The following is a 25048-nucleotide window of genomic DNA, read 5'->3' as shown; positions in this document are numbered from 1 at the left end:
TGAGTTAAAATTTTTACACTATTTTTAATACTATGACCAAAGTTGATATTGAAAATGAAAATGCAGCAATAGCTAAAGCTTACAAACAACTCTTAAAAGTAAGCTACACAACACTTACTAATAAAGACAAAAAGCTAATACGTAAGGCTTTTGATGTTGCTGTAGATGCCCATAAAGAACAACGCAGAAAAAGCGGTGAAGCTTACATATTTCATCCCATTGCTGTGGCCACTATTGTTGCTTCAGAAATAGGTTTGGATGCCACCTCTATTGCTGCTGCTTTATTGCATGATGTTGTAGAAGATAATGAGGACTATTCTATTAAGGACATCGAACGCCTTTTTGGAGAAACTGTTGCCAGAATAGTAGATGGTCTAACAAAAATATCCTCCTTAAAAAAGGATACCGATGTCTCATTGCAAGCCGAGAATTTTCGTAAAATGCTACTCACGTTAAATGATGACGTGCGTGTTATTATCATTAAAATAGCCGATCGCCTCCATAATATGCAAACAATGGATGCTATGCGATCGGATAAGCAAGTAAAAATAGCAAGTGAAACACTGTACATTTATGCTCCTCTAGCACATAGGATTGGGCTTTACAATATAAAAACCGAGCTGGAAGACCTCAGTTTAAAATACACAGAGCCGGAAATATACAATGACATTTTATTTAAAATGAAAGAAAGTAAGCAAGAACAAGATGCTTACATTCAAGAATTTAATAATGTTATAAAAACATCGTTAGATAAAGAACACCTTACCTATGATATAAAAGGAAGACCAAAATCCATTTTTTCCATCAAACGTAAAATGAACAAGCAAGGTGTTTCCTTTGATGAGGTATACGATAAGTTTGCTGTTAGAATTATTTACAAAACAGACACCGAAAACGAAAAGTTTTTAGCCTGGAAGATATACTCGGTAGTTACGGATCATTTTAGACCTAACCCCATACGCTTACGAGATTGGATTTCCTCTCCAAAGTCTACTGGTTATGAAGCATTACATATCACTGTAATGGGACCAAAAGGCCGCTGGGTTGAGGTTCAAATCCGTAGTGAACGTATGAATGAAATTGCAGAAAAAGGATATGCCGCTCATTACAAATACAAAAACAATGATAAAGAAGATAATTTAGATGTTTGGATAAACCGCTTACAAGAAGCTCTAGAAAACCCAGAGACCAATCCTGTGGATTTTGTAGAACAATTCAAACTGAACCTCTACTCCAAAGAAATATTTGTTTTTACGCCTAAAGGAGACTTAAAGTCCTTACCCAAAGGCGCTACACCATTAGATTTTGCCTTTAATATTCATACTCAAGTAGGGATGAAAACTCGAGGCGCTAAAGTAAATGGGAAACTAGTGCCTTTAAGTCATGAACTTAAAAGTGGAGATCAAGTAGATATCTTAACTTCAGAAAATGCAAAACCAAATCCTAACTGGTTAGATTATGCAACAACATCTAGAGCACGCAGTAAAATAAAATCACTACTTAAGGAAGAGAAAAAACAAATCGCTGAAGACGGTAAAGAAATTTTACGCAGAAAATTAAAACAGCTCAAAATAACACTAAACGAAAAATCTGTTAATGAAATGGTTAACCATTTCAAGCTAAAAACCAGTTTAGATTTATTCTACCGCATTGGCATAGGGACTATTAGTAATCCTATGTTAAAAGAATATGCGTCTTCAAGAAGTAATGCTTTAGTTAGTTTTATAAAAAATAAAATCAACCGAAAACCTAATATTTCTAAAGAAGAATTAGACAAAGATGAAATTACCAATAAATATGATTTACTTGTTTTTGGAAAAGAAGAAGAAAAGTTAGACTACAAACTAGCTTCCTGCTGCAACCCAATTTCTGGAGATGATGTTTTTGGATTCCTAACAATTAATGAAGGCATAAAAATTCATAAAAAAAACTGTCCTAATGCGTTAAGTATGCAATCCAATTATGCTTATCGTATTATGCAAGCCAAATGGATAGACTCTTCCCAACAAGAGTTTGCTGCGCAAATAGTATTATCTGGAATAGACAATCTCGGATTAGTAAATGACATTACTAAAGTCATTTCTTCTAATATGAACGTTAATATGAACAGCATTAGCTTTCAAAGCGATGATGGGATATTCTCAGGAAAAATAAATGTTATTGTAAAAAATAAAGCTTTACTAAAAAAATTAATGGATAACCTCAAAAAAATCAACGGTATAGACAAAGTCCACCGCACATAACAAGTGTTGTTAATAAAATATGATAACACTTTCCTTAAACTCAAAAATTAAGCTAGAGGACCACAAAAAATTATGTAAATTTGCCATGAAATTATGAGCGCAAACATAAATACAAAAAATCAAGAGGTTGTAAAAAACGTTTTTACGTCCTTTTTGGAAGCTAATGGGCATAGGAAAACACCTGAACGTTACGCGATACTCCAAGAAATATACAACAGCGAAGAACATTTCGATATCGAATCCTTGTATCTCAATATGAAGAACAAGAAATATCGGGTAAGTCGTGCTACACTATACAATACCATAGAATTACTCTTAGATTGTGGTTTGGTTAGAAAACACCAATTTGGTCAAAATCAAGCACATTACGAAAAATCATACTTTAATAAACAGCATGATCACATTATTCTAGGCGATACAGGAGAAGTTATAGAATTCTGCGACCCTAGAATTCAATCTATAAAAAAAACAATAGAAGAGGTTTTTGATATTGAAATCAATAACCATTCACTCTACTTTTACGGAAACCGAAAAACAACAAAAAACAACTAACTACAATGGCGGTAGATTTACTACTAGGTTTACAATGGGGAGACGAGGGCAAAGGAAAAATTGTCGATGTGCTTACCTCCAAATACAATATTATTGCACGTTTTCAAGGCGGCCCTAATGCAGGACATACTTTGGTTTTCAATGGTAAAAAGCACGTATTGCATACTATTCCCTCTGGAATTTTCCATGATAAGGCTACCAATTTGGTAGGCAATGGCGTTGTGATTGATCCTGTTATCTTTAAAAAAGAATTAGACAAATTAGAAGAACAGGATGTAGATTACAGAAAGTCGCTATTAATTTCTAGAAAAGCACATATTATTTTACCAACCCACCGTCTATTAGATGCTGCTAGCGAAACCGCTAAAGGTAAAGCCAAAATTGGTTCCACCCTAAAAGGGATTGGCCCCACTTATATGGATAAGACTGGTAGAAATGGACTTAGAGTTGGCGATTTAGAATTAAGTAACTGGAAAGAAAAATATAGAGCGCTTGCAAATAAGCACGAAGCTATGATTTCGTTCTATAACGTAGACATTCAATACAATCTAGAAGAATTAGAAACAGAATTTTACGAGGCTGTAAAAGTATTAAAATCATTAACTTTTATAGATTCTGAAGAATACATCTATCAATCTCAAAAAGAAGGGCACACCATTTTAGCTGAAGGTGCTCAAGGCTCGCTTTTAGATATCGATTTTGGGACCTATCCTTTTGTAACCTCTAGTAACACCACTGCTGCAGGAGCCTGTACAGGTCTAGGAGTTGCGCCTAACAAAATCGGAGAAGTTTTTGGTATTTTTAAAGCCTATACAACACGTGTAGGGTCGGGTCCTTTTCCTACCGAATTATTTGATGAGGATGGCGCTACAATGGCCAAAGTAGGCCATGAATTTGGTGCAACAACAGGAAGAGCAAGACGTTGCGGGTGGTTAGATTTAGTAGCCTTAAAATATGCTTGTCAGGTTAACGGTGTTACACAATTAATGATGATGAAAGCAGATGTACTTTCAGGATTCAAAACCTTAAAAGTATGTACCGCTTACAACTATAAAGGAGAAATTATTTCGCACTTACCATACAACATTGAGCCAGAAAATGTACAGCCAATATATACCGATTTTAAAGGTTGGGATGAGGATTTGACTGAAATGAGTGAAGCCGCTCAGTTACCAGAAAATTTAAATGCTTACATTGCCTTTTTAGAAAAAGAATTGGACATTCCAATTACCATAGTCTCTGTTGGTCCCGATAGAAAACAAACCATCTTTAAGTAAGACTAAAAAAATATAAATATCATAAACCTATCAGTCCCTCTGATAGGTTTTTTTTTATCTTACCTTAAAAAAGAAATCTCTTTTGAAACAAGTACTGTTTGTTCTGGAGAACATTTAATTTTCTTAATAAGAATTATTACTTATAATAGTTTTACTTTTGAAAAACCGACAACTTACCTGTATTTTTCGTGAGCCTTTCTATTATTTTTAACCTATAGCCCACACGCAATGATTAAAAATACCTTAATACATTATATCAAGTTATTATAATCATTATTTTTGCTTAAACTCAAAATTTTGAAAGTTATTAAACCCTTATACACATTACTGGTTATTTTCACACTTTTTACGGTGAATAGCGTTGCTCAAGAACGCAAAAACATAGAAATTAAAGATACTGGCGCATTTGGTTCTAAAGACGAAACAAAATTTCCTGGCGCTAGCATTTTAACAAGAAGTGATCAAGGCCAAGTACATATATACCACGACGGCATAGACATGTGGTGTGACCAAGCTGTATTATACGGAAAGGAGAATTTTGTAGAAGCCTATGGAAACGTGCTTATGAAACAAGGAGACTCCATAGAAATGGTTTCCAAATATGCAGAATATAGCGGCAAAACAAAACTCGCCTTTGTAAAAGGAAGCGTTATTCTCACAGAGCCTAGCTCTGTATTAACGACCGAAAAATTATACTTTGACCGCGCCAAACAAGAAGCATATTACAATAATGATGGCCAAGTTGTTAGAGATTCCTCAGGGACTATAACGAGTACTGTTGGACGCTATTATATGACAACTAAAAAATACCGTTTCCTAAATACAGTAAAATTGGTAAATCCAGAATATGTACTAACGACGAATCAATTGGATTTTTATTCCGAAAGTGGTCACGCCTATATGTATGGTCCTTCTACAATAGTTGGAGAGACCAGTACGATCTATTGCGAACGAGGCTTTTACGACACCAATTACGACACTGGGTATTTTATAAAAAACGCTAAAATAGATTACGACAATAGAGAAGTAAAAGGCGACAGCTTATTTTTCGATCGCAAACGTGATTTTGCCTCTGCCTCCAACAATATAAAAATTACAGACACTATAAATAGTAGCATTATAAAAGGCCATTATGCCGAAGTATACAAGTCTAAAGATTCTACATTCATAACAAAACGTGCCTTAGCTATTTCTATTCAAGAAAAAGATTCTGTATATATGCATGCAGATACTTTAATGGTAACAGGTAAGGAAAACAATAGAATTACAAGAGCTTATAGAAATGCCAAAATATACAAATCTGATTTAAGCGGAAAAGCAGATTCCATTCATGTAAACCACCAAACAGGACTAACAAAATTTATTAATCTATCCAGGTTATCGTCTAAAGACCCTTTTGCAGTTAGCAGAAAACCGATACTCTGGAGTATCGACAACCAAATAACAGGCGATACTATACATCTAAAATCTAATCCCAAAACAGAAAAACTCGACTCTTTAATTGTTTTTAATAATGCCTTTATGATTAGTAAAGACACCTTAAGCGCTGATGGATATAGTCAAATAAAAGGCAAGCAATTAATCGGTTTGTTTAATGATGAAAATAAATTAAGGCAAGTTAACATTATAAAAAATGCAGAATCCATTTACTATGCCAGAAACGATAAAAACGAACTTATTGGAATAGACAAAGGACATTCTGCTCGTATTGAAATATACTTCGAAAACAATGAAATTATTGAGTTTAGACGGATACTACAATCAAAAGCAAAAACATACCCTGAAGATGAAATCTCTGTCAATGCTCGAAAATTTAAAGGCTTTGATTGGAGACCCGATGAACGTCCCAAAAATGTTGAAGACCTCTTTAGTGAGGATCAACCTCTAGAATTACCAACCATACAAGGACTAGCGCCTTTTGTTCCTGAAGAAGAGTTTTTTGACGAATCATTATTAAAACGAATTGAAGCAGCAGACAATGAAAGCAAGCCCGAAGGAAACGTTGGAGATAAGTCCAAAACCCCCGATAAAACACTAAAAGCATCTAGGCAAGTACCAAAAAAGTTTTTGCATACTCCACAAAAAGACTCCTTAAAACCTGCGCAAACGAAGAAAAAGAAGGCTCTAGTTAAAATAGCTCCAAAAGAATAATGACTAGTAATTTCTTTAAATATCAGGCACAAACGACACCACATCCTTTAGCTATGGAAGTTTCCTATGCAGAAGGATCTTATATTTTCGATAGCAAAAACAAAAAATATTTAGATTTTGTTGCCGGTGTTTCTGCCTGCAGTTTAGGACACAGACATCCCAAAGTTATATCGGCAATAAAAGCACAGTTAGACAAGTATCTACATGTAATGGTATACGGAGAATATATCCAATCCCCAGCAGTAGAACTTAGTAAATTACTTGCCGCACATTTACCATCACCATTAGAAAAAACGTATTTAGTAAACTCTGGAACCGAAGCCATTGAAGGCGCTATAAAACTTGCTAGAAGAGCAACAGGCCGTAGTCAAATTATTGCGGCCCACAACGCATACCATGGTAATACTATGGGCGCCTTAAGTTTAATGGATTATGAAGAACGTAAAACGCCTTTTAAACCATTACTCCCGGAGATAGCACACATCCATTTTAATAACGATACAGACTTAAAACACATTACATCAAAAACAGCTTGTGTAATTTTAGAAACAATACAAGGTGGCGCGGGTTTCATTGAACCTAAAAAGGATTACTTAAACAAAGTAAAGGATCGTTGTCATTCCGTTGGAGCACTATTGGTCCTAGATGAAATTCAACCTGGTATTGGGCGTACAGGTAAGCTTTTTGGTTTCGAAAATTACAATTGTACTCCAGACATTCTTGTTACTGGTAAAGGCCTTGGCGGTGGACTGCCTATTGGAGCATTCACAGCTTCCGCAGAACTAATGGACTCGCTACAAGACCGCCCCAAATTAGGACATATAACCACTTTTGGAGGCCACCCTGTAATAGCGGCATCTGCCTTAGCCACTTTAAAAGAAATTACAGAAAGTGACTTAATGTCATTAGCCTTAGAAAAGGAGCAATTAATCAGACAAGAGCTACAACACCCTTTAATCTCTGAAATAAGAGGCAAAGGCTTAATGCTCGCAGCCTTGACACCTTCTATAGAGATCACCAATCAGCTAATATTAAAGGCACAAGACCACGGCTTAATACTATTCTGGCTTTTATTTGAACCAAAGGCTGTTAGAATCACTCCCCCTTTAACCATTTCAAATAAAGAAATAAAGGAAGGCTGTGGCATTATTATTGCTATTCTAAACAACATACAGTGTAAGTAAGCCCCAAACTTTAAAAAATTAAACAAAAAAGAGGCTAAAACAATAATAACAACTTCGGTTGTTCATTACTTTGTTAAAAACATTGTTCGCAATGTTGTTAAAAAAAACAATTAGAACCTTACATTTATTATAGTAAAATTCTAGAAAATGTGCTTATGGAATTTAGCCAAGAAGAAAACAATAACATATCGCTAACAAAATTTGAATCGATGTTGAAGACTAACAATATCTTATTCTTCGATTCTAATGAATTTGAAAGTATTATTCACCATTATCTCAACCAAGGAAAAGTTGCATTAGCAAAAAAAGCTATAAAATTAGGCTTAGGACAACACCCTACTTCCATAAACCTAAAATTATTCAAGGTTGAAATATTTGTTTTTGAAAACAAATTAAAGGAGGCCAATACAATGCTGGATGAGCTACACAAATTAGAGCCCACAAATGAAGAGATATACATCCAAAAGGCAAACATTTTATCTAAGGAAGATGATCATAAAAAAGCGATAGAAGTTCTTAAATATGCATTAAAATTGGCCAATGAGACTGCCGACTTATATTCTTTAATAGGAATGGAATATTTGTTTTTAGATCAATTTGACGATGCCAAAGATTATTTTATAAAATGCTTAAAAGAAGATCCCGAAGATTACTCTGCATTATACAATGTTATATATTGTTTTGACTTCCTTGATCAAAATAAAGAAGCTATAGAGTTTCTTAACTCATATTTAGACACAAACCCTTATTGCGAAGTTGCTTGGCATCAATTAGGGAAACAATATTATACTTTAAAAATGTATAAAAAAGCATTGAATGCTTTTGATTTTGCGATTATTTCAGACGATACTTTTGTAGGAGCATATATTGAAAAAGGACGTGTTCTAGAAAAACTTAAACGTTATAATGAAGCTATAGAAAACTATACTATAACCTTAAAACTAGAAGACCCAACTTCATTTGCATTATTACGCATAGGAGGTTGTCATGAAAAACTGGGTCAAGAAGACTTAGCGGTTCAATACTATTATAAAACAGTCCATGAAGACCCATTATTAGATAAAGGTTGGATTGCTATCACCAAATTTTATAGTAGAAAGAAAAATTACCAAAAAGCGTTATATTACATTAACAAAGCATTAAATATTGATAGTGAAAATGTTACTTACTGGAAACTTTATGCGAAAATAAATCATAAGTTAAATTTTTTAGAAGAAGCCGAACGTGGTCACAAACGCGCTATCGAATTAGGCAATTATGAATTAGACACTTGGTTGGTACGCAGTGATCTTTTAGCAGAACTAGGAGAACCAGAAGCTGCCACTTTCAATTTAATTCAAGCGGCAGAATTTTACCCAGAAAATGCTGAAATAGAATTTCGATTGGCAGGATTATATTTTTTACTCCATGAAATGGAAAAAGCGACATATCATTTTAAAAATGCAATGTGTTTTAACCCAGAGCATATTATGATTTTAGAAGAGCTTTTTCCAGAAGCCTATAGCTCTACAACATTTAAAAACATGCTAAAAAACGAACAATAATATTTTCGTATAAGTAAATTTGCATACCTTTGATTATAGAATCGATCTTGATTTTCTCTTAGCTAAAAATCAAATATGCAAAGACGTTTATTAGACTATTTTGTCATTACACTTAAAGGTGTTACTATGGGTGCAGCAGATGCTGTTCCTGGAGTTTCTGGAGGAACAATTGCGCTTATCTCTGGGATTTACGAAGAGCTTATTACGACTATAAGTAACGTAAACTTATCATTATTTAAAATATGGAGGCAACAAGGGTTTAAGGCCTTTTGGAACGCTGTAAACGGCAATTTTATTATAGCCCTCCTTATAGGGATTATGATTAGTTTCGTATCTTTTATGAAACTCGCCAAATATTTAATAGAGTACCATCCAATACTTATATGGTCATTCTTTTTTGGCCTTATTCTGGTTAGTATATACTTTGTAGGCAAACAAATAACCAAATGGAATGCAATAACTATTACAGCCTTTAGTATTGGAGCTATTGTAGCATTTTACATTACCTGCCTACCCAGTTTGGCTATAAATACGAATCCCTATTATTTATTATTCGCAGGAGCCTTGGCTATTTCGGCCATGATATTACCTGGTATTTCTGGTTCATTTATTTTGGTTATTCTTGGAGCTTACAAAACATTAAGTAATGCCTTTTATAATTTTGATATAAAAAAAATTGCGCTTTTTGGTACTGGAGCAGTTATAGGCCTATTAAGTTTCAGTCATATTCTAAAATGGCTATTCAAAAACTATCATAATACAACATTAGCAATACTTACTGGATTTATTTTGGGCTCTTTAAATAAGGTTTGGCCATGGAAAAAAACAGTCTCTGTAATGAGTAACGAAACAGGGGAAGTTATTCCGTTTTCGTCAATTTCAGACCTAAGTACTCTATCCGTTTTTCAAAGAAGAAATAATGATTTCGAATCGTATAAAACAGTGGTAGAAGAAAGCATCTCCCCTCTTACTTTTTTAGAGTTAAATGCTATAGATCATCAACTAACCTTTGCTATATTCTTAATGATTGCAGGTTTCTTAACGATTTTTATTTTAGAAAAACTAGGCACAAAAAAACAATAATGCGGCAAAACACCAGAACATTTACAGACAAATTGTTTTTAATTCTTAAAGGATTAGCAATGGGAGCTGCAAATAAAGTTCCTGGAGTCTCTGGAGGTGTTGTTGCTTTTGTTTCTGGGTTTTATGAAGAGTTTATCTATTCCTTAAAACAAGTAAATGGCATTGCTTTTAAATTACTTATAAGAGGGCGATTTAAATACTTTTTTCATTATATCAATGGTCGGTTTCTAAGTTTATTATTTTCAGGAATGATAGTTAGTTACTTTAGTATTTCTAAATTATTAGATTATTTCATTAAACATTACGAATTATTTGTTTGGAGTGTCTTTTTTGGCATGATAGTAGGTTCCATTTATTATTTAGGCAAAGATTTTAAAGACTGGAAAGCGACAACAATTTTAGCATTATCTATAGGTGCCATTGTTGGTCTCAGTATTAGTTTTCTAGACCCAGCTATGGAAAACGATAACCTATGGTTTATTTTTTTATGCGGTATTATTAGCGTCTCTGGAATGACGCTCCCTGGGTTCTCAGGCTCTTTCATTCTTATATTATTAGGTAATTATGTATTACTTTTAGTCGATTCTGTAAATGCGTTATATGATACTATCTATGAAATCCTTGGAGGAAATTTTAGTTTTATAGATAACCTAGAACGTATAAGAATGCTAAAAGTTTTAGTTGTTTTTACCTTAGGTTCTATAGTAGGCCTCGTTAGTTTCTCTCATGTTTTAAATTTCATTTTAAAACATTTTAAAAGTGTTACAACCGCTTCAATTATTGGCTTTATAATAGGCTCACTTGGTGTTGTTTGGCCGTGGAAAAAGACTATTTACAAAACTCAAAATAATGGTGACTTCCTATTAGACTCTGCTGGAAAACAAATTATAGAAAACTATAGCCGTTTTATCCCTAAAGCAAACTCAGAAACCTATATCGCCTTAGCGTTTATAATTTTGGGAATCGCTATCGTTTTAGCATTAGAATTATATGGAAAAAAAACAAAACAAACCGATGCGTAAATTTGGGTTAATAGGAAAAAATATAGCGTATTCATTCTCTAGAACCTATTTTAAAAGCAAATTCACAAGAGAAAACATTACAAACGCAGCCTATGTTAATTTTGACCTTGATACTATTGAATATTTTAACAAACACGTTAAGCAAACGGCAAATCTATCAGGCTTAAATGTCACAATCCCATATAAAGAAAGCATTATTCCTTATTTAGATAAGCTTGACAAAAAAGCAAAAGCTATTGGAGCAGTAAACACAATAAAAATTTCAAAAAAAGGCAAAACAAAAGGATATAATACCGATTTTTATGGATTTAAAAAAGCATTGAAACCCTTTCTAAAAAAACACCATAAAAAGGCACTTATATTAGGTACTGGAGGCGCCAGTAAAGCAGTCGCTTATGCTTTAAAACAATTAAACATAGACTATAACTTTGTATCCAGAACACCAGCTCCAAAAGTAAAGTACACTTACGATTCGCTCTCTAAGACTATCATAGAAACACATACAATACTCATTAACTGTACTCCTTTAGGCACACATCCTAATATAGAAAATTGTCCAGACATTCCATATCAAGGCATCACGAAAGCCCATATACTCTTCGATTTAATCTACAATCCAGAACAAACTAAATTCTTAACACTAGGCAAACAACAAAAAGCAACCATAGTAAATGGGTTTCACATGTTAGAATTACAAGCTGAAAAAGCATGGCGCATTTGGAATAAATAATAAGAATACTGCGCTAATCACTCTAAATTACACTTTGCCATTGCAAAGCAAATACACATTACTATAAAACCATATTATAGCACTATTTTACGCTCCAAAAGGCCATTAATCTATAGTATAAAACGATAGCTTCTTTATTTATAACAATTAAATACTATATAAAATAATGAACTTTTACTATCTTTAACATCTATTTTTATGAAAAAACCTTAAACGTTTAATAAAATGTCAGAGCAAGATAACCTGCTAAATGCAGATGGAGAAAAAAAAATCAAAGATGATATCAACCTCTCTACAGAAGAACAATCAATGAATACAAGCTCTCAAAAAGAGATTGATTCAGAAGGAAGTAAAACGCACGCAAGCCCCTCTAATGAAGGTGAAGCTGCGGCTTTAAAAGCCAATAGTGACGACGACCTGATCAATGAAATTCATGACTCTAATGCTGAAGACGCTGAAGATGAAGGGCATATAGAACGCCACACTATAGAAGTGAAAGATTACCACGCTATGTCCTTAGATGAATTGGTTATCGAATTTGAAAAATTAGTGAAGCAAGAGAAAATACAAGCGATTAAATCGCATGTAGAAGGCATTAAAACCGAGTTTAACTTAAAATTCAATGCCCTTATTGAAGAGAAAAAAGAAGAATTCATAAGTCAAGGAGGCAACAGCATAGATTTTCATTACAGTAGCCCTTTAAAACGTAGTTTTAATGACACATACAAAGACTATAGATCTAAGATAAGTGCACATTATAAAGGCATAGAAAAAAACCTCAAAGATAATCTTTCTAACAGATTACAAATCATAGAAGACATCAAAGCATTAACTAGTCTTGATGAAACTATGAATACCAAATACAAACAGTTTAAGGATATTCAAGAACGCTGGAAAAATGCAGGTCCAATTCCAAGAGACAAATATAACAATGCTTGGAATAGCTATCATTTTAATGTTGAAAAATTCTATGATCTGCTTCATTTAGATAGGGATTTAAGAGATAAAGATTTCCAACACAACTTAGATAAAAAAACTAAAATCATTGAGCGTGCAGAAGAATTAGCACAAGATGACAATACCAATCGTGCTTTTAGAGAATTGCAAGTTTTACATAAACTATGGAAAGAGGACCTTGGCCCTGTTGCAAAAGAACACCGAGAAGTAATCTGGGAACGCTTTAAGCAAGCAACTAAAGTTATTAATGATAAACGTCAAGAATACTTTGCTAATTTAGATAAAACTTATGAGAAGAATTTAGAAATAAAACATAATATTATTTCTAAAATAGAAGAAAAGACAACTCAAACTATAAAATCTCATAACGAATGGCAAAGTGCCATAAAAGAAATAGAAGCACTTAGGGAGCAGTTCTTTAAAGCAGGAAAAGTCCCTATTAAAGTTAATGAAGCAACTTGGGCAAAATTTAAAGACGCCGTTAGGAATTTCAACAAAAATAAAAATGCATTCTACAAGAACCTTAAAAAGGATCAATTTGACAATCTAGAGAAAAAACTAGCATTAATAAAAATTGCTGAAGAACATAAGGATAGTGATGACTTTGAAACCACAACACCTTTAATGAAAAAGATTCAAGGCGATTGGAAGCGTATAGGACATGTCCCTAGAAAAGATAGTGACAAAATATGGAAAAAATTCAAAGGCGCTTGTAATGCCTATTTTGATCGTATTCATGCGCAACGCAATGCCGCTAGCGAAGAAGAAGAGCTTGCATACACGCAAAAAGAAATACTTCTAAAAGAAGTGTCTGAAGTAAAACTGAAAGGCGAACAAAAAACAGATTTGGCCACCATAAAAGATTTTATCGCAAAATGGAAAACCATAGGCAGGGTTCCCGCTAAAAAGCGTAAAATAGAGAGTGATTTTAATACTGCTCTAGATCGTTTGTTCAAAACATTAGATATGAACAAAACAGAAGTGGAAATGATTAAGTTTGAAAACAAACTTCAAGAATTATCCACCGCAAATGATTCTAGAGTTTTAGATAATGAACGCGCATTCATTAGAAAAAAAGTAGACGAAATTAAAAATGAAATTAATCAACTAGAGAATAATTTACAGTTCTTTAAACATGCAGATGAAAAAAACCCCTTGGTGAAAAATGTATATGACAATATTAAAAGACACAAAGACGCTTTAAACATTTGGAATAGTAAACTTCGAAAAATAAAGGAACTCTATAAAGTAGACACTAAATCTGAAAAAACAGAATCACAAACAGATTAACATATTTGGTTTATTTTAATACACAAAAATCCTGCTTATTTAAGCAGGATTTTTGTTTAAATACAATTAGTAGTTATACAACCCCTAAAGCATCGCTAAATCGTCCTTAAATTACCTTATAAGTAGAAATAAATAATTCCGTATAAATGTTGTTAATTATATAACTCTACAGTTTTGGGATTGATCCATCATGATCTTCTACAATTTTATGAATTGTTCTAATCCGAGTAATATCTATAATTAAATGGAATAAAAAAAGGTTTCCATAAACAGGAAACCTTTTATTTGTGGGCGCGAAGGGATTCGAACCCCTGACCCCTTGGGTGTAAACCAAGTGCTCTGAACCAACTGAGCTACGCGCCCGTAATAAAACGAACTTGCAATTTTGAAAGAGTGGGCGCGAAGGGATTCGAACCCCTGACCCCTTGGGTGTAAACCAAGTGCTCTGAACCAACTGAGCTACGCGCCCTTTCCTGATTGCGGATGCAAAGATAAGCCAAAGTTTAACCTTTCAAAATATTTTTAGAGTTTTTTTTACAAATATATTTAATACATCCCTTTCACAAGACTTTAAACACTAACAGTAAGCTATTTATAAGTGAAATAAAAAAATATAAATATTTAATAAATTAATGTGCGGTAGCCTTTTTCGCCAATTACTGAGTTTCTAATACTTTTTTTATAACATGAAGCGTCTTACTTACTACAAATAGCATTTTTCCGCTTCAAAAAAAAACGAACACTTATGCTTTAGTTTTTCAAAACATTATACCGTGATATTATATGATCTCTTCTAATTCGTTATATTCTATACTTTTTACAAAAAGAAGAGCGCTGTCTCTTAAACAACTTCTGCCACTACAAAGCTACTACCTCCGATATATATGACATCATTTTGCCCGGCATTAATTAAAGCTCGTTTATAGGCCGATGTAACAGAAGGAAAGACTTTTCCTTTATACCCTTTTAATATAAATTGCTTTTGTAACTCCAAGACCTCCATGCCACGTGGAATATTAGGCTTACAAAAATAATAAATTGCATTTTTAGGTAGAACGTTAAAAATTGACTCCAAATCTTTATCACTAACAACACCAAAAACAATATGCAAATCTTTAAATGCTTCTTGTAAAAGTTGCTGCATCGTCTGTGTTAATCCCTCGACATTATGAGCCGTATCACAAATAACTTTAGGCTGCTTTTGTAATATTTGCCAACGTCCCAACAACCCCGTATTTTTAACCACTTTTTTAAAACCATTTTTTAAATGCGCTTCAGAAATACAATATCCTTTCAAACGTAATGCTTCAACAACTTGAATTGTCGTTTTTATATTTTTAAATTGATATTGCCCTATTAAATCACTAGCATATGGTTTAGTCTTTACTTTATCTGCAAAAATTATTTCAGCCTTGCATGTTTTAGCTAAATCACAGAATACAAATTCTGTTTCTTTATGAGTTTCGCCTATAACAACTGGCACATTTTTTTTTATAATCCCACCTTTTTCAGTAGCGATAGCTTCTAAATTATTACCTAAAAATTGAGTATGATCCAATCCTATATTTGTAATAACAGAAACTTCTGGAATTATTATATTTGTAGAGTCTAATCGCCCACCAAGCCCTACTTCTATTATAGCAATATCTACTTTCTCTTTAGCAAAATAATCGAAAGCCATACCTACAGTCATTTCAAAAAAAGAAAGGCCATTAGATTCGAAAAAAACTTTATTCTCTCTTATAAAATCTACAACAAATTTTTCACTAACCTCTATGCCGTTTATTTTTATACGTTCTCTAAAATCTTTTAAATGCGGCGAAGTATACAACCCGACCTTATAGCCCGCTTCCTGTAAAACGGATGCCAACATATGACTTGTTGACCCTTTTCCATTTGTACCAGCAACGTGTACTGATTTAAATTTAGTTTCAGGGTGCTTTAAATGCTTAGCAAGTAAAACGGTATTAGCTAAATCTACCTTATATGCCACTTTGCCCTGTCGTTGATACATTGGAAGTTGTACAAACATCCAATTTAAGGTCTCTTTATATTTCATTATTTATTGCCCTACTGTAAAATCAATTTTAACAAATCCTATTTGCTTTACTGGTGCTTTTGAATCTGCTGGCCATTTATGAGATAAAGCTGTTTTTTTAGCCGCTTCAAATAAGCAAGAGTTTCCTGTAGTTCCTTTTTTTCCAGGAATGGCCTTAACTACTTTCCCAGATCTATCTACATGTATTTCTACCACAACACGTCCTTCTTCTTGACATTTTGGGATTATTTTTTTTCGTGAGGGCCTACCTCTACCGTTTAGCCCATAACCTACGCCTCCATTTCCTTTTCCTGAATTCCCAAAATAACTTGGAGCATAAGGCGTTCCATTTAATTGTCCCTTATCTCCTATACGATTAGCATTCCCTTCACTTCCTGATGATTCGCCTTCAGAATTGTTGAGTCCCCCCATCATAGCATCTAGTTTCGCTTTTTTATCCGCTTCTTCTTTTTTCTTTTTTGCTGCTGCTTTAGCCTTAGCAATTCGCTCTGCTTCAGCTTTATTAGCGGCCTCTTTTTTTTTCTTTTCTAACGCAATAGCTTCTTCTGTTTCCTGCGTCATAATTTCTTCTGAATCCGCTTTAGAATCAATATTTTCAGGCGCTTCATTTTCTTGATTTTCTTCTATTGGTTTGGAGTCAGAATGTGCTTTTTCAGGAGATTTATTCACATTTAAATCTTGAGATTTAACAGGTTTATCTGGCTGTACTTTACCGCTCCCTACATTAGAATCTCCAAAATTAACAGCGACACCATACTCTGGTGGAGGATCTAAATACGGAGGACCAACTACAAATAATAATAACAACAAAATCAACATTAATAATGTTGTCATTTTTGCTGAGTTACGCTCATGTTTGGTTTCAAAATACTTCATCTGTTTCTGTTTTAATCTCTTCTGCCAACAATTATATCGAATACCTAATGTTTTCTTTTAGATTTTATTTTAACAATTTACACTTCTTAGAACACAATAAATTTAATGTTTTATATGCTAGAGTTAAAGTATTTATAGCCAAATTATATATCGTAAAAATGTTAATTAATCAACTTTTTTTATATAGGGTTAATATTTAAGAAAATATTAATAAACACAACACCATTATAACAAGCTACTCTACTACTATTTAATAACTTATATCGGTTTCAGCTTATTATAATTAGCAATATTCATTATAAAAAAACGATGCTTCTTCTCAGCATCTTAATCTGGTAAAATTATTAACTACTGTGTACTTAATTTTACTATTACTGCTATTCTGCTTATTTTGTTTACGGCATCTTGTAATATGGTATTTAACATAATTGAGGAATGTAAAAGCTATAAGGTTATTTTTTATACAAGAGGTCTTTTAAACGAAACCACTTATAAAAACAATGAGCTTATTTTAAAGCCTCCTAACCATTTATAAACGCCTTTAAAGCTTAATTCCCAGTTTGAATTTTAAGCGGTAAATAATACTTTACTGTTACTGCTTTCCCTTGTTGTCTACCAGGTTTCATTTTAGGCAATAATTTAGAAACACGTCTAGCTTCTGCTGCTAATTCGGGCTTAGAAGCTCTAGCTTTTATGTCTACAATATCTCCGTTACTGTTTATTTTGAAGTAAATTTTTATATCCTGTATCCCTGTTAAGCCTAGATCTGATGCTAATTCTTTGTCAAACTTCTCACCAAGAAATTTCTTGATTTTAGTATTCATGCACTTTTTCTTAGCATTATTATCCCCCCCTTCACACCCTGGATAGATTGGTACATTTTCAATAAGTGCAAAAGAAATTTCAGAGTCTCCTCCTCCATTTTGTTTAGCTGCTGCTGCTTTTGCTGTACGCTCTGCTACCGCCTTTGCACTGGATTTAGCTTTAGCTGCTTTTTCCTCAGCAGCTATTCTTTGTGCTTTTTTTCTTGCCGCTTCTGCTAATTTATCTGCCTTAGCCTTCGCTGCTTTTTCTTTAGCTTGTTTTTCTGCTGCTGCTTTTGCTTTACTTTCCGCTTTTTTCTTTGCGTCTCTTGCTGCTTTAGCTTGTTTTATTTTTAATGCAGCTTCCTCTTGCTGCGCTAAGAGCTCTTCCGCCTCTTTTTCTATTTCCTCTAACTCCTCCTCTTCCTCTTCGTCTTCAGCTTCCACGACTTCTTCAATCGTTTCTTCTATAAGTTCTTCTGCAATCAGTTCTTCTGCAACATTCTCCTCTATAATCTCCTCTGCTTCTGCCTCCTCTAATTCTTCAGCGACTTGAGCTTCTTCTGTATTAGTTGGTTCCGCTACTAGGTCATCATTATTTACAGCACTAGCGGAACCAAAATTAATAGCGACACCATACTCTGGTGGTGGATCCATATATGGAGGCCCAACCACAAATAAAAGTAATACTAGAATAAATAATAATAATGTTGTTATTTTTGCTGCATTACGCTCGTGTTTGGTCTCGAAGTATTTCATTTACATAATTTTACTGTGATTTAACGGCTAACGTAGATTTTATCTTATTACGATTAGCAATATCCATTATAAAAACCACATGTTTCATCTCTACATCTTGATCTGATCGAATCGTTATTGTTGGTGTACTCGATTTTCCTATTTCTGCTAAAACTTCTGCCTCTAAACTATTTTTAGCGACTTGTTTCATATTCACAAAATATTGATTGTCTTTATTTACACTTACTGATATACTTTTTGTTTGTGTAGTCTTACTTGATGATTTTGGCAATAATAGATCTATTGCTTCTGCAGAAACTAAGGTAGACGCAATCATAAAAAAGATAAGCAACAAGAAAACAATATCCGTCATAGACGACATATTAAACTCTGGTGTAACTTTATTTCGGCCTCGTAAATTCATATTATATAGGTTCGTTTAAAAGGTCTAAAAAGTCTAATGAGTTTGCCTCCATTTGGTAAACCACTTTATCGGTTCGCACAACCAAATGATTGTAAGCGATATAAGCTACAATTCCAACAACCAATCCACCTACTGTTGTGGTCATTGCCGTATACAATCCATCGGCTAGGGTTTTTATATCTATAGAACCGCCTGAATTTGCAATTTCAAATATTGAAATTATCATACCGATTACTGTCCCTAAAAAGCCAATCATTGGTGCTGCACCAGATATGGTTGCTAATACGCTTACATTTTTCTCTAAACCGTATACTTCTAGTCTACCGGCATTTTCAATGGCTGTATTTATATCTTCTAAAGGCTTTCCTATTCTTGAAATCCCTTTATTTATTAGCCGAGATACTGGAGAATTTGCCTGTGCACATAGGTTTTGTGCAGAATCTATTTTGCCATTACTAACATAATCTTTTATTTGATTCATAAAATTAGAATCGATCTTTGATGCTTCTTTTATAGCAAAAAGACGTTCAAAATAAATATAGCTTGCCATTACTAATAGTAAACCTAAAACGGCTATTATTACTATTCCTGCTGTGCCGCTACTGCTTATTAGCTCTATTATTGATAAGGTTTTTTCTACTGATTCTCCTTCTGCTAGCACTCCTGTGGTTTCTACGGTATCTTGTAATATGGTATTTAACATAATTTAGGGTTGATTTAGGGTATAACGTTATTTTTTTATATTAAGTATAATTAAAATAGGGTTCTTGTAACTAAAAATGCCGCTGCGCCAGCTAAAAAGCCTGCCAAAGCTAACCAGGAAATCTTTTTAAGGTACCAGAAAAAATCTATTTTTTCCATCCCCATTGCAACAACACCTGCTGCAGATCCTATAATTAGCATACTCCCTCCTGTTCCTGCTGAATAGGCTATAAAATGCCATAATTGATCATCCATACCTTCTGAGAACATCCCTAAACTGGCTGCTACCAATGGGACATTATCTATTACAGCAGATCCTACACCTAATAATAGCACTACTAAATCTGATACTTCGGTACCTACCATTTCTGTTCCTACCATTGGAATAGATTCCTTTAATGTGGATGCAAAACCAAATAAAATGCCCAAAGATTCTAAAGCGGCTACAGCCATTAAAATTCCTAAGAAAAATAAAATACTAGGCAATTCTATTTTGGATAAAGAATGGTGTACTGGACTATGGTGTGCATGGGAATCATTTTCGTCTTCTAATTGTGTTAAATTAAACTTTGAAGAACTATAAATTTCTGCAAAAATAGCAACAACACCTAAGGACAACATCATCCCGACATATGGCGGTAAATGTGTAACGACCTTAAATACAGGAACAAATACAATGGCTCCTAAACCAAGGTATAACATTATACCACTAAACCTGCTTTTAGGTTTATTTTCTATTTCTTCGACATCCAATTCCCCTCTAAACGCTGGTAAAAAAGAAGCTATAGTTGCTGGCACAATCATACATAATAAAGAAGGTATAAATAAGTAACCAAATAAATGTCCTGTAGAAACTTTGTCTCCAATCCATAGCATTGTTGTAGTTACGTCTCCTATTGGAGAAAAAGCACCACCTGCATTGGCTGCTATAATAATTAAACCGGCATACCATATGCGTACATTTCTATCTTTTACAATCTTTTGCAGAATAGATATTAATACAATTGTTGCTGTTAAATTATCAATTATCGCAGAAAGGGTAAATGCTAAAACACAAAAAATCCAAAGTATCTTGGATTTCTTTTTTGTCTTTATAAAGTTTTTTATTGTTGAGAAACCGTCAAAATAATCTATTATCTCTACAATGGTCATTGCTCCCAAAAGAAACACCAATATTTCGGCTGTTTTTCCTAAATGGTGCAGCAGTGTTTCTTCCATTAAATGCATTTTACTGTCATGTCCCAATGCACTATAGCCTTCGACTAAACCATGGTTTGCAGAATCAAACCATTCTGAAAAGGAATCTATACCTAACGAGATTAGTGCCCAACTTATGGCCATCATAACCAGAGCAGGAATAAGTTTATCTATTTTTATATTGTGCTCTAATGTAATGGCTAAATAACCAAATACAAATACTAAAATTATAACTGTTTCCATTCTATATGAGTTGTTTTAATGCTATTTCAAAAGCTGTTTTACTAATTTCTGTCTTACTGGGGCTCCTATCATAAACGTTTTGAATCGCTTGTTTTATAATATTTGATGTGTCTTGAAAAATAGCTTCATCTGTCATTTGAACCTTACGTTCCATAAAATAAGCAAAAACTCTAGCCATACCACAGTTTGAAATAAAATCTGGTATTAAGCTTACCTGCTCGTCTGTATGCTCCATTATTTCGCCAAAGAAAATTTCTTTGTCTGCAAACGGGACATTTGCACCGCAAGAAATAACTTCTAATCCCGCTTCTATTAATTGGTTTATTTGCTCCTGAGTAATTAATCGTGAAGCTGCACATGGCGCGAATATCTCAGTTTCTAAAGCCCAGATTTTCTCATTCATCTCTGCAAATGGAATCATATTATCTGTTGCTAAAGTATTTCCGTTTTTGGTTAAAAAGAAATTTGTGATTTCATCAAAAGAAAACCCTTTTTCATTAATTACACCTCCAGAAATATCAATAATTCCAACAATTTTAGCGCCCATTTGAGCCAAATAATAAGCTGCTGCAGATCCTACGTTTCCAAAACCTTGAACTATCGCTCGTTTTCCAACAACACTGCCTCCATATATTTCGTAGTAATTTTTCACTGCTTCTGCAACACCATACCCCGTAATCATATCGGCTATTGTATATTTTCTAGCTACATCTGGGGAAAACCCAGGGTTTTCAATAACTTTAATTACGCCTTGACGTAATTGTCCTATTCTATTAATTTTATCTGCTTCGGTTGGTTTAAAATGCCCATTAAACACGCCTTCTTGTGGGTGCCATACACCTGACTCTTCTGTAATAGGAATAACTTCGTGAATTTCATCTACATTTAAATCCCCTCCTGTTCCATAATAACTTTTAAGTAATGGTGAAACGGCTTTGTACCAGCGCTCTAAAACGCCTTTTTTTCTAGGGTCTTTAGGATCAAAATTAATGCCCGATTTGGCGCCTCCAATTGCAGGCCCTGAGACCGTAAACTTAACTTCCATCGTTTTTGCTAATGATAATACTTCATTAACATCTAACCCTTTCCGCATTCTGGTTCCGCCTCCTGCAGCGCCACCTCTAAGCGAATTTATTACAGTCCATCCTTCTGCATCTGTCTCTGCGTCTTTCCAGTTAAATATAATTTCGGGTGCTTTGTTTTCGTACTTTTTTAATAATGCTTTCATTTACGGTATTTTGATTCTTCTTTAACTTTAATATTTAATTTTCCGGGAGTAAGTGTTATTAAAGCGTCTCTAAAGCTGATTCATTTGTGAAAGTTTTTATAGATTAATTGCAACAAATATAAAAAACTAAAAACGGCTTTAAAAAGTAAAGCTGTTTTTATTATTAAATTTATATCACCATTTCTTTATCCTTATGTTATTATTTTTTTAAAAATTGACGTTTTATAGAGCAAATTAACAGTATCTTATGTTAGCAACATTATTAATTAAAATAAAATTAACAGTATAATCATCAATATTTTAGCACATTTTTTAGTTCCCTATTCTCTTAAGCATTTGCTTATATTGCCTTTAAAACTATAACTAATATACGGAATATATTCTCCCCGAAGCATGATCATGCTTTGCACCTGTTACACTAGCTAAGCAATTTATATCATTACGCAGTTTCAAAACACCTAAAAAACCAAAGATTAGAGCTTCTTTATATTCTATAATGCGTTTTGTGGGGATAACAATTTTATTGTTACTAAAAAATGTAATTCTAGACATTAAGAATACATTAAAGACACCTCCTCCAGTTATCAGAATTTTAGCTTGTTCTTTTTTATTAATGACCATAGAAATTTGAATAGCAATATGTTCTACAAATGTTCTCAGCACTTCAGCAACTGGAAGGTTATATTGGTTTATTAAAGGAAAAACAACCGCATTCACCCATTCTAAACCTAATGATTTAGGATAAGGCGCCTTATAAAAGGGCAAGGCATTCAAGGCTGTGAGAAGGGCTTTATTAACAGTACCTTTTGAAGCTAATGTCCCTTCATCATCATAAGTTAATCCTAATTCTGAAACGTATTTATTAAGTACAATATTAACAGGGCAAATATCGAAAGCAATTCTTTTTTTAGCAATTACAGTTGAAACATTAGCGAAACCACCTAGGTTAACACAGTACTCGTATTCCTCAAACAATAACTCATCGCCAATAGGAACCAAAGGTGCGCCTTGACCTCCTAAGGCAACATCTTGTACTCTAAAGTCACAAACAACAGTTTGTTTTAATAGTTTTGCTAATACTGGTAAATTTCCTATTTGGTAAGTCAACTTATCTTCTGGCTTATGCAAAGCCGTATGCCCATGAGAGCAAATAGCATCAATTTCTTTTAGATTATTCTTTGTTATGAATTTTTGAATAATTTGAGACAAGTACAATGTATATTCAACATCTATTTCATATAATTCTTGTTTTGAATACTTTATTAAATGCTTCAACTTAAGCAACCAATCCTCGGAATAACTTACTGTTTCTGAAACACCTATACTAAATCCCCAGCTGTTACTATAATTAAACGTCACTAATGCCAAATCGATGCCATCTAAAGACGTTCCAGACATAACACCAATTACTTTATACTCATTCTTTATCATATCAAGTAAAAATAGTAATATCTGTTGAAAAAAAGCTAATTAAAAGTTATCTTTACACCCTTATTTTATCAAATCAACAATTATATTCAATTATGGATTTTAGTCTTACCGAAGAACATTTAATGATACGCGATGCCGCTCGCGATTTTGCACAAACTGAATTATTACCTGGAGTTATAGAACGTGATGAAAAACAACAATTCCCTCAAGAATTGGTTCGCAAAATGGGTGATCTAGGGTTTTTAGGAATTATGGTGGACCCAAAATATGGCGGAAGTGGTATGGATGCCATTTCGTATGTTCTTATTATGGAAGAGTTATCAAAAATTGATGCTTCGGCTTCTGTAATCGTATCGGTAAACAATTCTTTGGTATGCTACGGGTTAGAGGCTTATGCTAATGAAGAGCAAAAGCAAAAATACTTAACAAAATTAGCTACTGGTGAATTTGTTGGTGCTTTTTGTTTGAGTGAGCCCGAAGCAGGAAGTGATGCGACTTCACAAAAAACAACGGCTATAGATAAAGGAGATCACTACCTTTTAAATGGAACAAAAAACTGGATTACAAGTGGCGGAAGAGCAGATGTATATTTAGTGATTGCACAAACAGACAGAGAAAAAGGACACAAAGGCATTAATGCTTTTATTGTAGAAAAAGGCACACCTGGCTTTGATATTGGCCCAAAAGAAGATAAACTAGGAATTCGTGGTAGCGATACTCATACATTGCAGTTTAACGATGTAAAAATACCTAAAGAAAACAGAATTGGAGAAGATGGTTTCGGCTTTAAGTTTGCTATGAAAACCTTATCTGGTGGCCGTATTGGCATTGCATCTCAAGCACTTGGTATTGCTGCAGGTGCTTATGAATTGGCCCTTAAATATTCTAAAGAACGTAAAGCTTTTGGTACAGAAATTTGCAACCATCAAGCGATTGCTTTTAAATTGGCTGATATGGCTACTGAAATTGAAGCTGCCCGCATGCTAGTAATGAAAGCTGCATGGGATAAAGACCAAGGTAATAATTACGATATGTCTAGCGCTATGGCTAAGCTATATGCTTCTAAAGTTGCTATGGAGCAAACAGTTGAAGCTGTACAGATCCATGGTGGAAATGGTTTTGTAAAAGAATATCATGTAGAGCGTTTAATGCGTGATGCAAAAATCACTCAAATTTACGAAGGAACTTCTGAAATTCAGAAAATTGTAATTTCAAGAGGTGTTATAAGAGGATAATCCGTATTGTTATAAAAACAAATAAAAAGGCTTTAGAGTATAAACTTTAAAGCCTTTTTTATTCCTAATACTCGCTTGA

Annotated in this window: 19 protein-coding genes and 2 tRNA genes; 11 read left to right on the top strand and 10 right to left on the bottom strand. The window is 33.7% G+C overall.

Annotated features, from left to right (window positions below; genetic code table 11):
- Positions 1–32 precede the first annotated feature (32 nt).
- The 10 genes from AC2D8I_RS13895 (at position 33) to AC2D8I_RS13850 (ending at position 14033) form a co-directional block, all read left to right on the top strand.
- Positions 33–2243, top strand: coding sequence for a RelA/SpoT family protein (locus AC2D8I_RS13895; protein WP_484706626.1), 2211 nt, complete (start codon positions 33–35; stop codon positions 2241–2243).
- Between the two features lie 93 nt (positions 2244–2336).
- Positions 2337–2795 carry a Fur family transcriptional regulator gene (locus AC2D8I_RS13890; protein WP_484706625.1) on the top strand — a complete coding sequence of 153 codons (459 nt, stop codon included), beginning with the start codon at positions 2337–2339 and terminating at the stop codon, positions 2793–2795.
- A gap of 5 nt (positions 2796–2800) precedes the next feature.
- The gene (locus AC2D8I_RS13885) at positions 2801–4072 is read left to right on the top strand and encodes an adenylosuccinate synthase (protein WP_484706624.1); all 1272 of its coding nucleotides are present in this window, start codon (positions 2801–2803) and stop codon (positions 4070–4072) included.
- A 297-nt stretch (positions 4073–4369) separates the two neighbouring features.
- The gene (locus AC2D8I_RS13880) at positions 4370–6223 is read left to right on the top strand and encodes an OstA-like protein (protein WP_484706623.1); all 1854 of its coding nucleotides are present in this window, start codon (positions 4370–4372) and stop codon (positions 6221–6223) included.
- Positions 6223–7407 carry an aspartate aminotransferase family protein gene (locus AC2D8I_RS13875; protein WP_484706622.1) on the top strand — a complete coding sequence of 395 codons (1185 nt, stop codon included), beginning with the start codon at positions 6223–6225 and terminating at the stop codon, positions 7405–7407. The genes AC2D8I_RS13880 and AC2D8I_RS13875 overlap by 1 nt, the downstream gene beginning before the upstream one ends.
- Before the next feature lie 155 nt (positions 7408–7562).
- Positions 7563–8951, top strand: a complete 1389-nt coding sequence (locus AC2D8I_RS13870) for a tetratricopeptide repeat protein (RefSeq protein ID WP_484706621.1) — start codon at positions 7563–7565, stop codon at positions 8949–8951.
- Positions 8952–9026: 75 nt separating this feature from the next.
- Positions 9027–10034 (top strand): DUF368 domain-containing protein, encoded by a 1008-nt coding sequence (locus AC2D8I_RS13865; protein ID WP_484706620.1) that lies wholly within the window; start codon positions 9027–9029, stop codon positions 10032–10034.
- Entirely contained in the window at positions 10034–11056 is a 1023-nt protein-coding gene (locus AC2D8I_RS13860) for a DUF368 domain-containing protein (protein ID WP_484706619.1), read from the top strand. The genes AC2D8I_RS13865 and AC2D8I_RS13860 overlap by 1 nt, the downstream gene beginning before the upstream one ends.
- Positions 11025–11786, top strand: a complete 762-nt coding sequence (locus AC2D8I_RS13855; protein WP_484706618.1) for a shikimate dehydrogenase family protein — start codon at positions 11025–11027, stop codon at positions 11784–11786. Before AC2D8I_RS13860 ends, AC2D8I_RS13855 begins: the two co-directional genes overlap by 32 nt.
- A 225-nt stretch (positions 11787–12011) precedes the next feature.
- The gene (locus AC2D8I_RS13850) at positions 12012–14033 is read left to right on the top strand and encodes a DUF349 domain-containing protein (RefSeq protein ID WP_484706617.1); all 2022 of its coding nucleotides are present in this window, start codon (positions 12012–12014) and stop codon (positions 14031–14033) included.
- A 288-nt stretch (positions 14034–14321) separates the two neighbouring features.
- On the opposite strand, the gene AC2D8I_RS13845 is transcribed toward AC2D8I_RS13850, so the two are convergent.
- The 10 genes from AC2D8I_RS13845 to AC2D8I_RS13800 form a co-directional block, all read right to left on the bottom strand.
- Positions 14322–14396 (bottom strand) — tRNA-Val (locus AC2D8I_RS13845).
- A 31-nt stretch (positions 14397–14427) separates the two neighbouring features.
- A tRNA-Val gene (locus tag AC2D8I_RS13840) sits at positions 14428–14502 on the bottom strand.
- Between the two features lie 372 nt (positions 14503–14874).
- Positions 14875–16092, bottom strand: a complete 1218-nt coding sequence (locus tag AC2D8I_RS13835) for a bifunctional folylpolyglutamate synthase/dihydrofolate synthase (protein WP_484706616.1) — start codon at positions 16090–16092, stop codon at positions 14875–14877.
- Between the two features lie 3 nt (positions 16093–16095).
- A complete protein-coding gene (locus AC2D8I_RS13830; protein WP_484706615.1) occupies positions 16096–16968 on the bottom strand; it encodes an energy transducer TonB in 873 nt (290 codons plus the stop codon).
- A gap of 548 nt (positions 16969–17516) precedes the next feature.
- Entirely contained in the window at positions 17517–18530 is a 1014-nt protein-coding gene (locus tag AC2D8I_RS13825; RefSeq protein WP_484706614.1) for an energy transducer TonB, read from the bottom strand.
- Positions 18531–18540: 10 nt separating this feature from the next.
- On the bottom strand, positions 18541–18933 hold the full coding sequence (locus AC2D8I_RS13820; protein ID WP_484706613.1) for an ExbD/TolR family protein: 393 nt from the start codon (positions 18931–18933) through the stop codon (positions 18541–18543).
- Between the two features lies 1 nt (position 18934).
- Positions 18935–19636 (bottom strand): MotA/TolQ/ExbB proton channel family protein, encoded by a 702-nt coding sequence (locus AC2D8I_RS13815; protein WP_484706612.1) that lies wholly within the window; start codon positions 19634–19636, stop codon positions 18935–18937.
- A gap of 50 nt (positions 19637–19686) precedes the next feature.
- A complete protein-coding gene (nhaD, locus tag AC2D8I_RS13810) occupies positions 19687–21075 on the bottom strand; it encodes a sodium:proton antiporter NhaD (RefSeq protein ID WP_484706611.1) in 1389 nt (462 codons plus the stop codon).
- Between the two features lies 1 nt (position 21076).
- Complete coding sequence (locus AC2D8I_RS13805; RefSeq protein ID WP_484706610.1) at positions 21077–22303, bottom strand: Glu/Leu/Phe/Val dehydrogenase dimerization domain-containing protein; 1227 nt, start codon at positions 22301–22303, stop codon at positions 21077–21079.
- 363 nt (positions 22304–22666) lie between these two features.
- The gene (locus tag AC2D8I_RS13800; protein ID WP_484706609.1) at positions 22667–23734 is read right to left on the bottom strand and encodes an anhydro-N-acetylmuramic acid kinase; all 1068 of its coding nucleotides are present in this window, start codon (positions 23732–23734) and stop codon (positions 22667–22669) included.
- 92 nt (positions 23735–23826) lie between these two features.
- Here AC2D8I_RS13800 and AC2D8I_RS13795 point away from each other — a divergent pair, with 92 nt between their 5' ends.
- A complete protein-coding gene (locus AC2D8I_RS13795; RefSeq protein ID WP_484706608.1) occupies positions 23827–24969 on the top strand; it encodes an acyl-CoA dehydrogenase in 1143 nt (380 codons plus the stop codon).
- The last annotated feature ends 79 nt before the right edge of the window (positions 24970–25048 follow it).

The organism is Lacinutrix sp. YIN62 (genome assembly GCF_057219185.1).
This window is presented reverse-complemented; position numbering and strand designations above follow the sequence as displayed.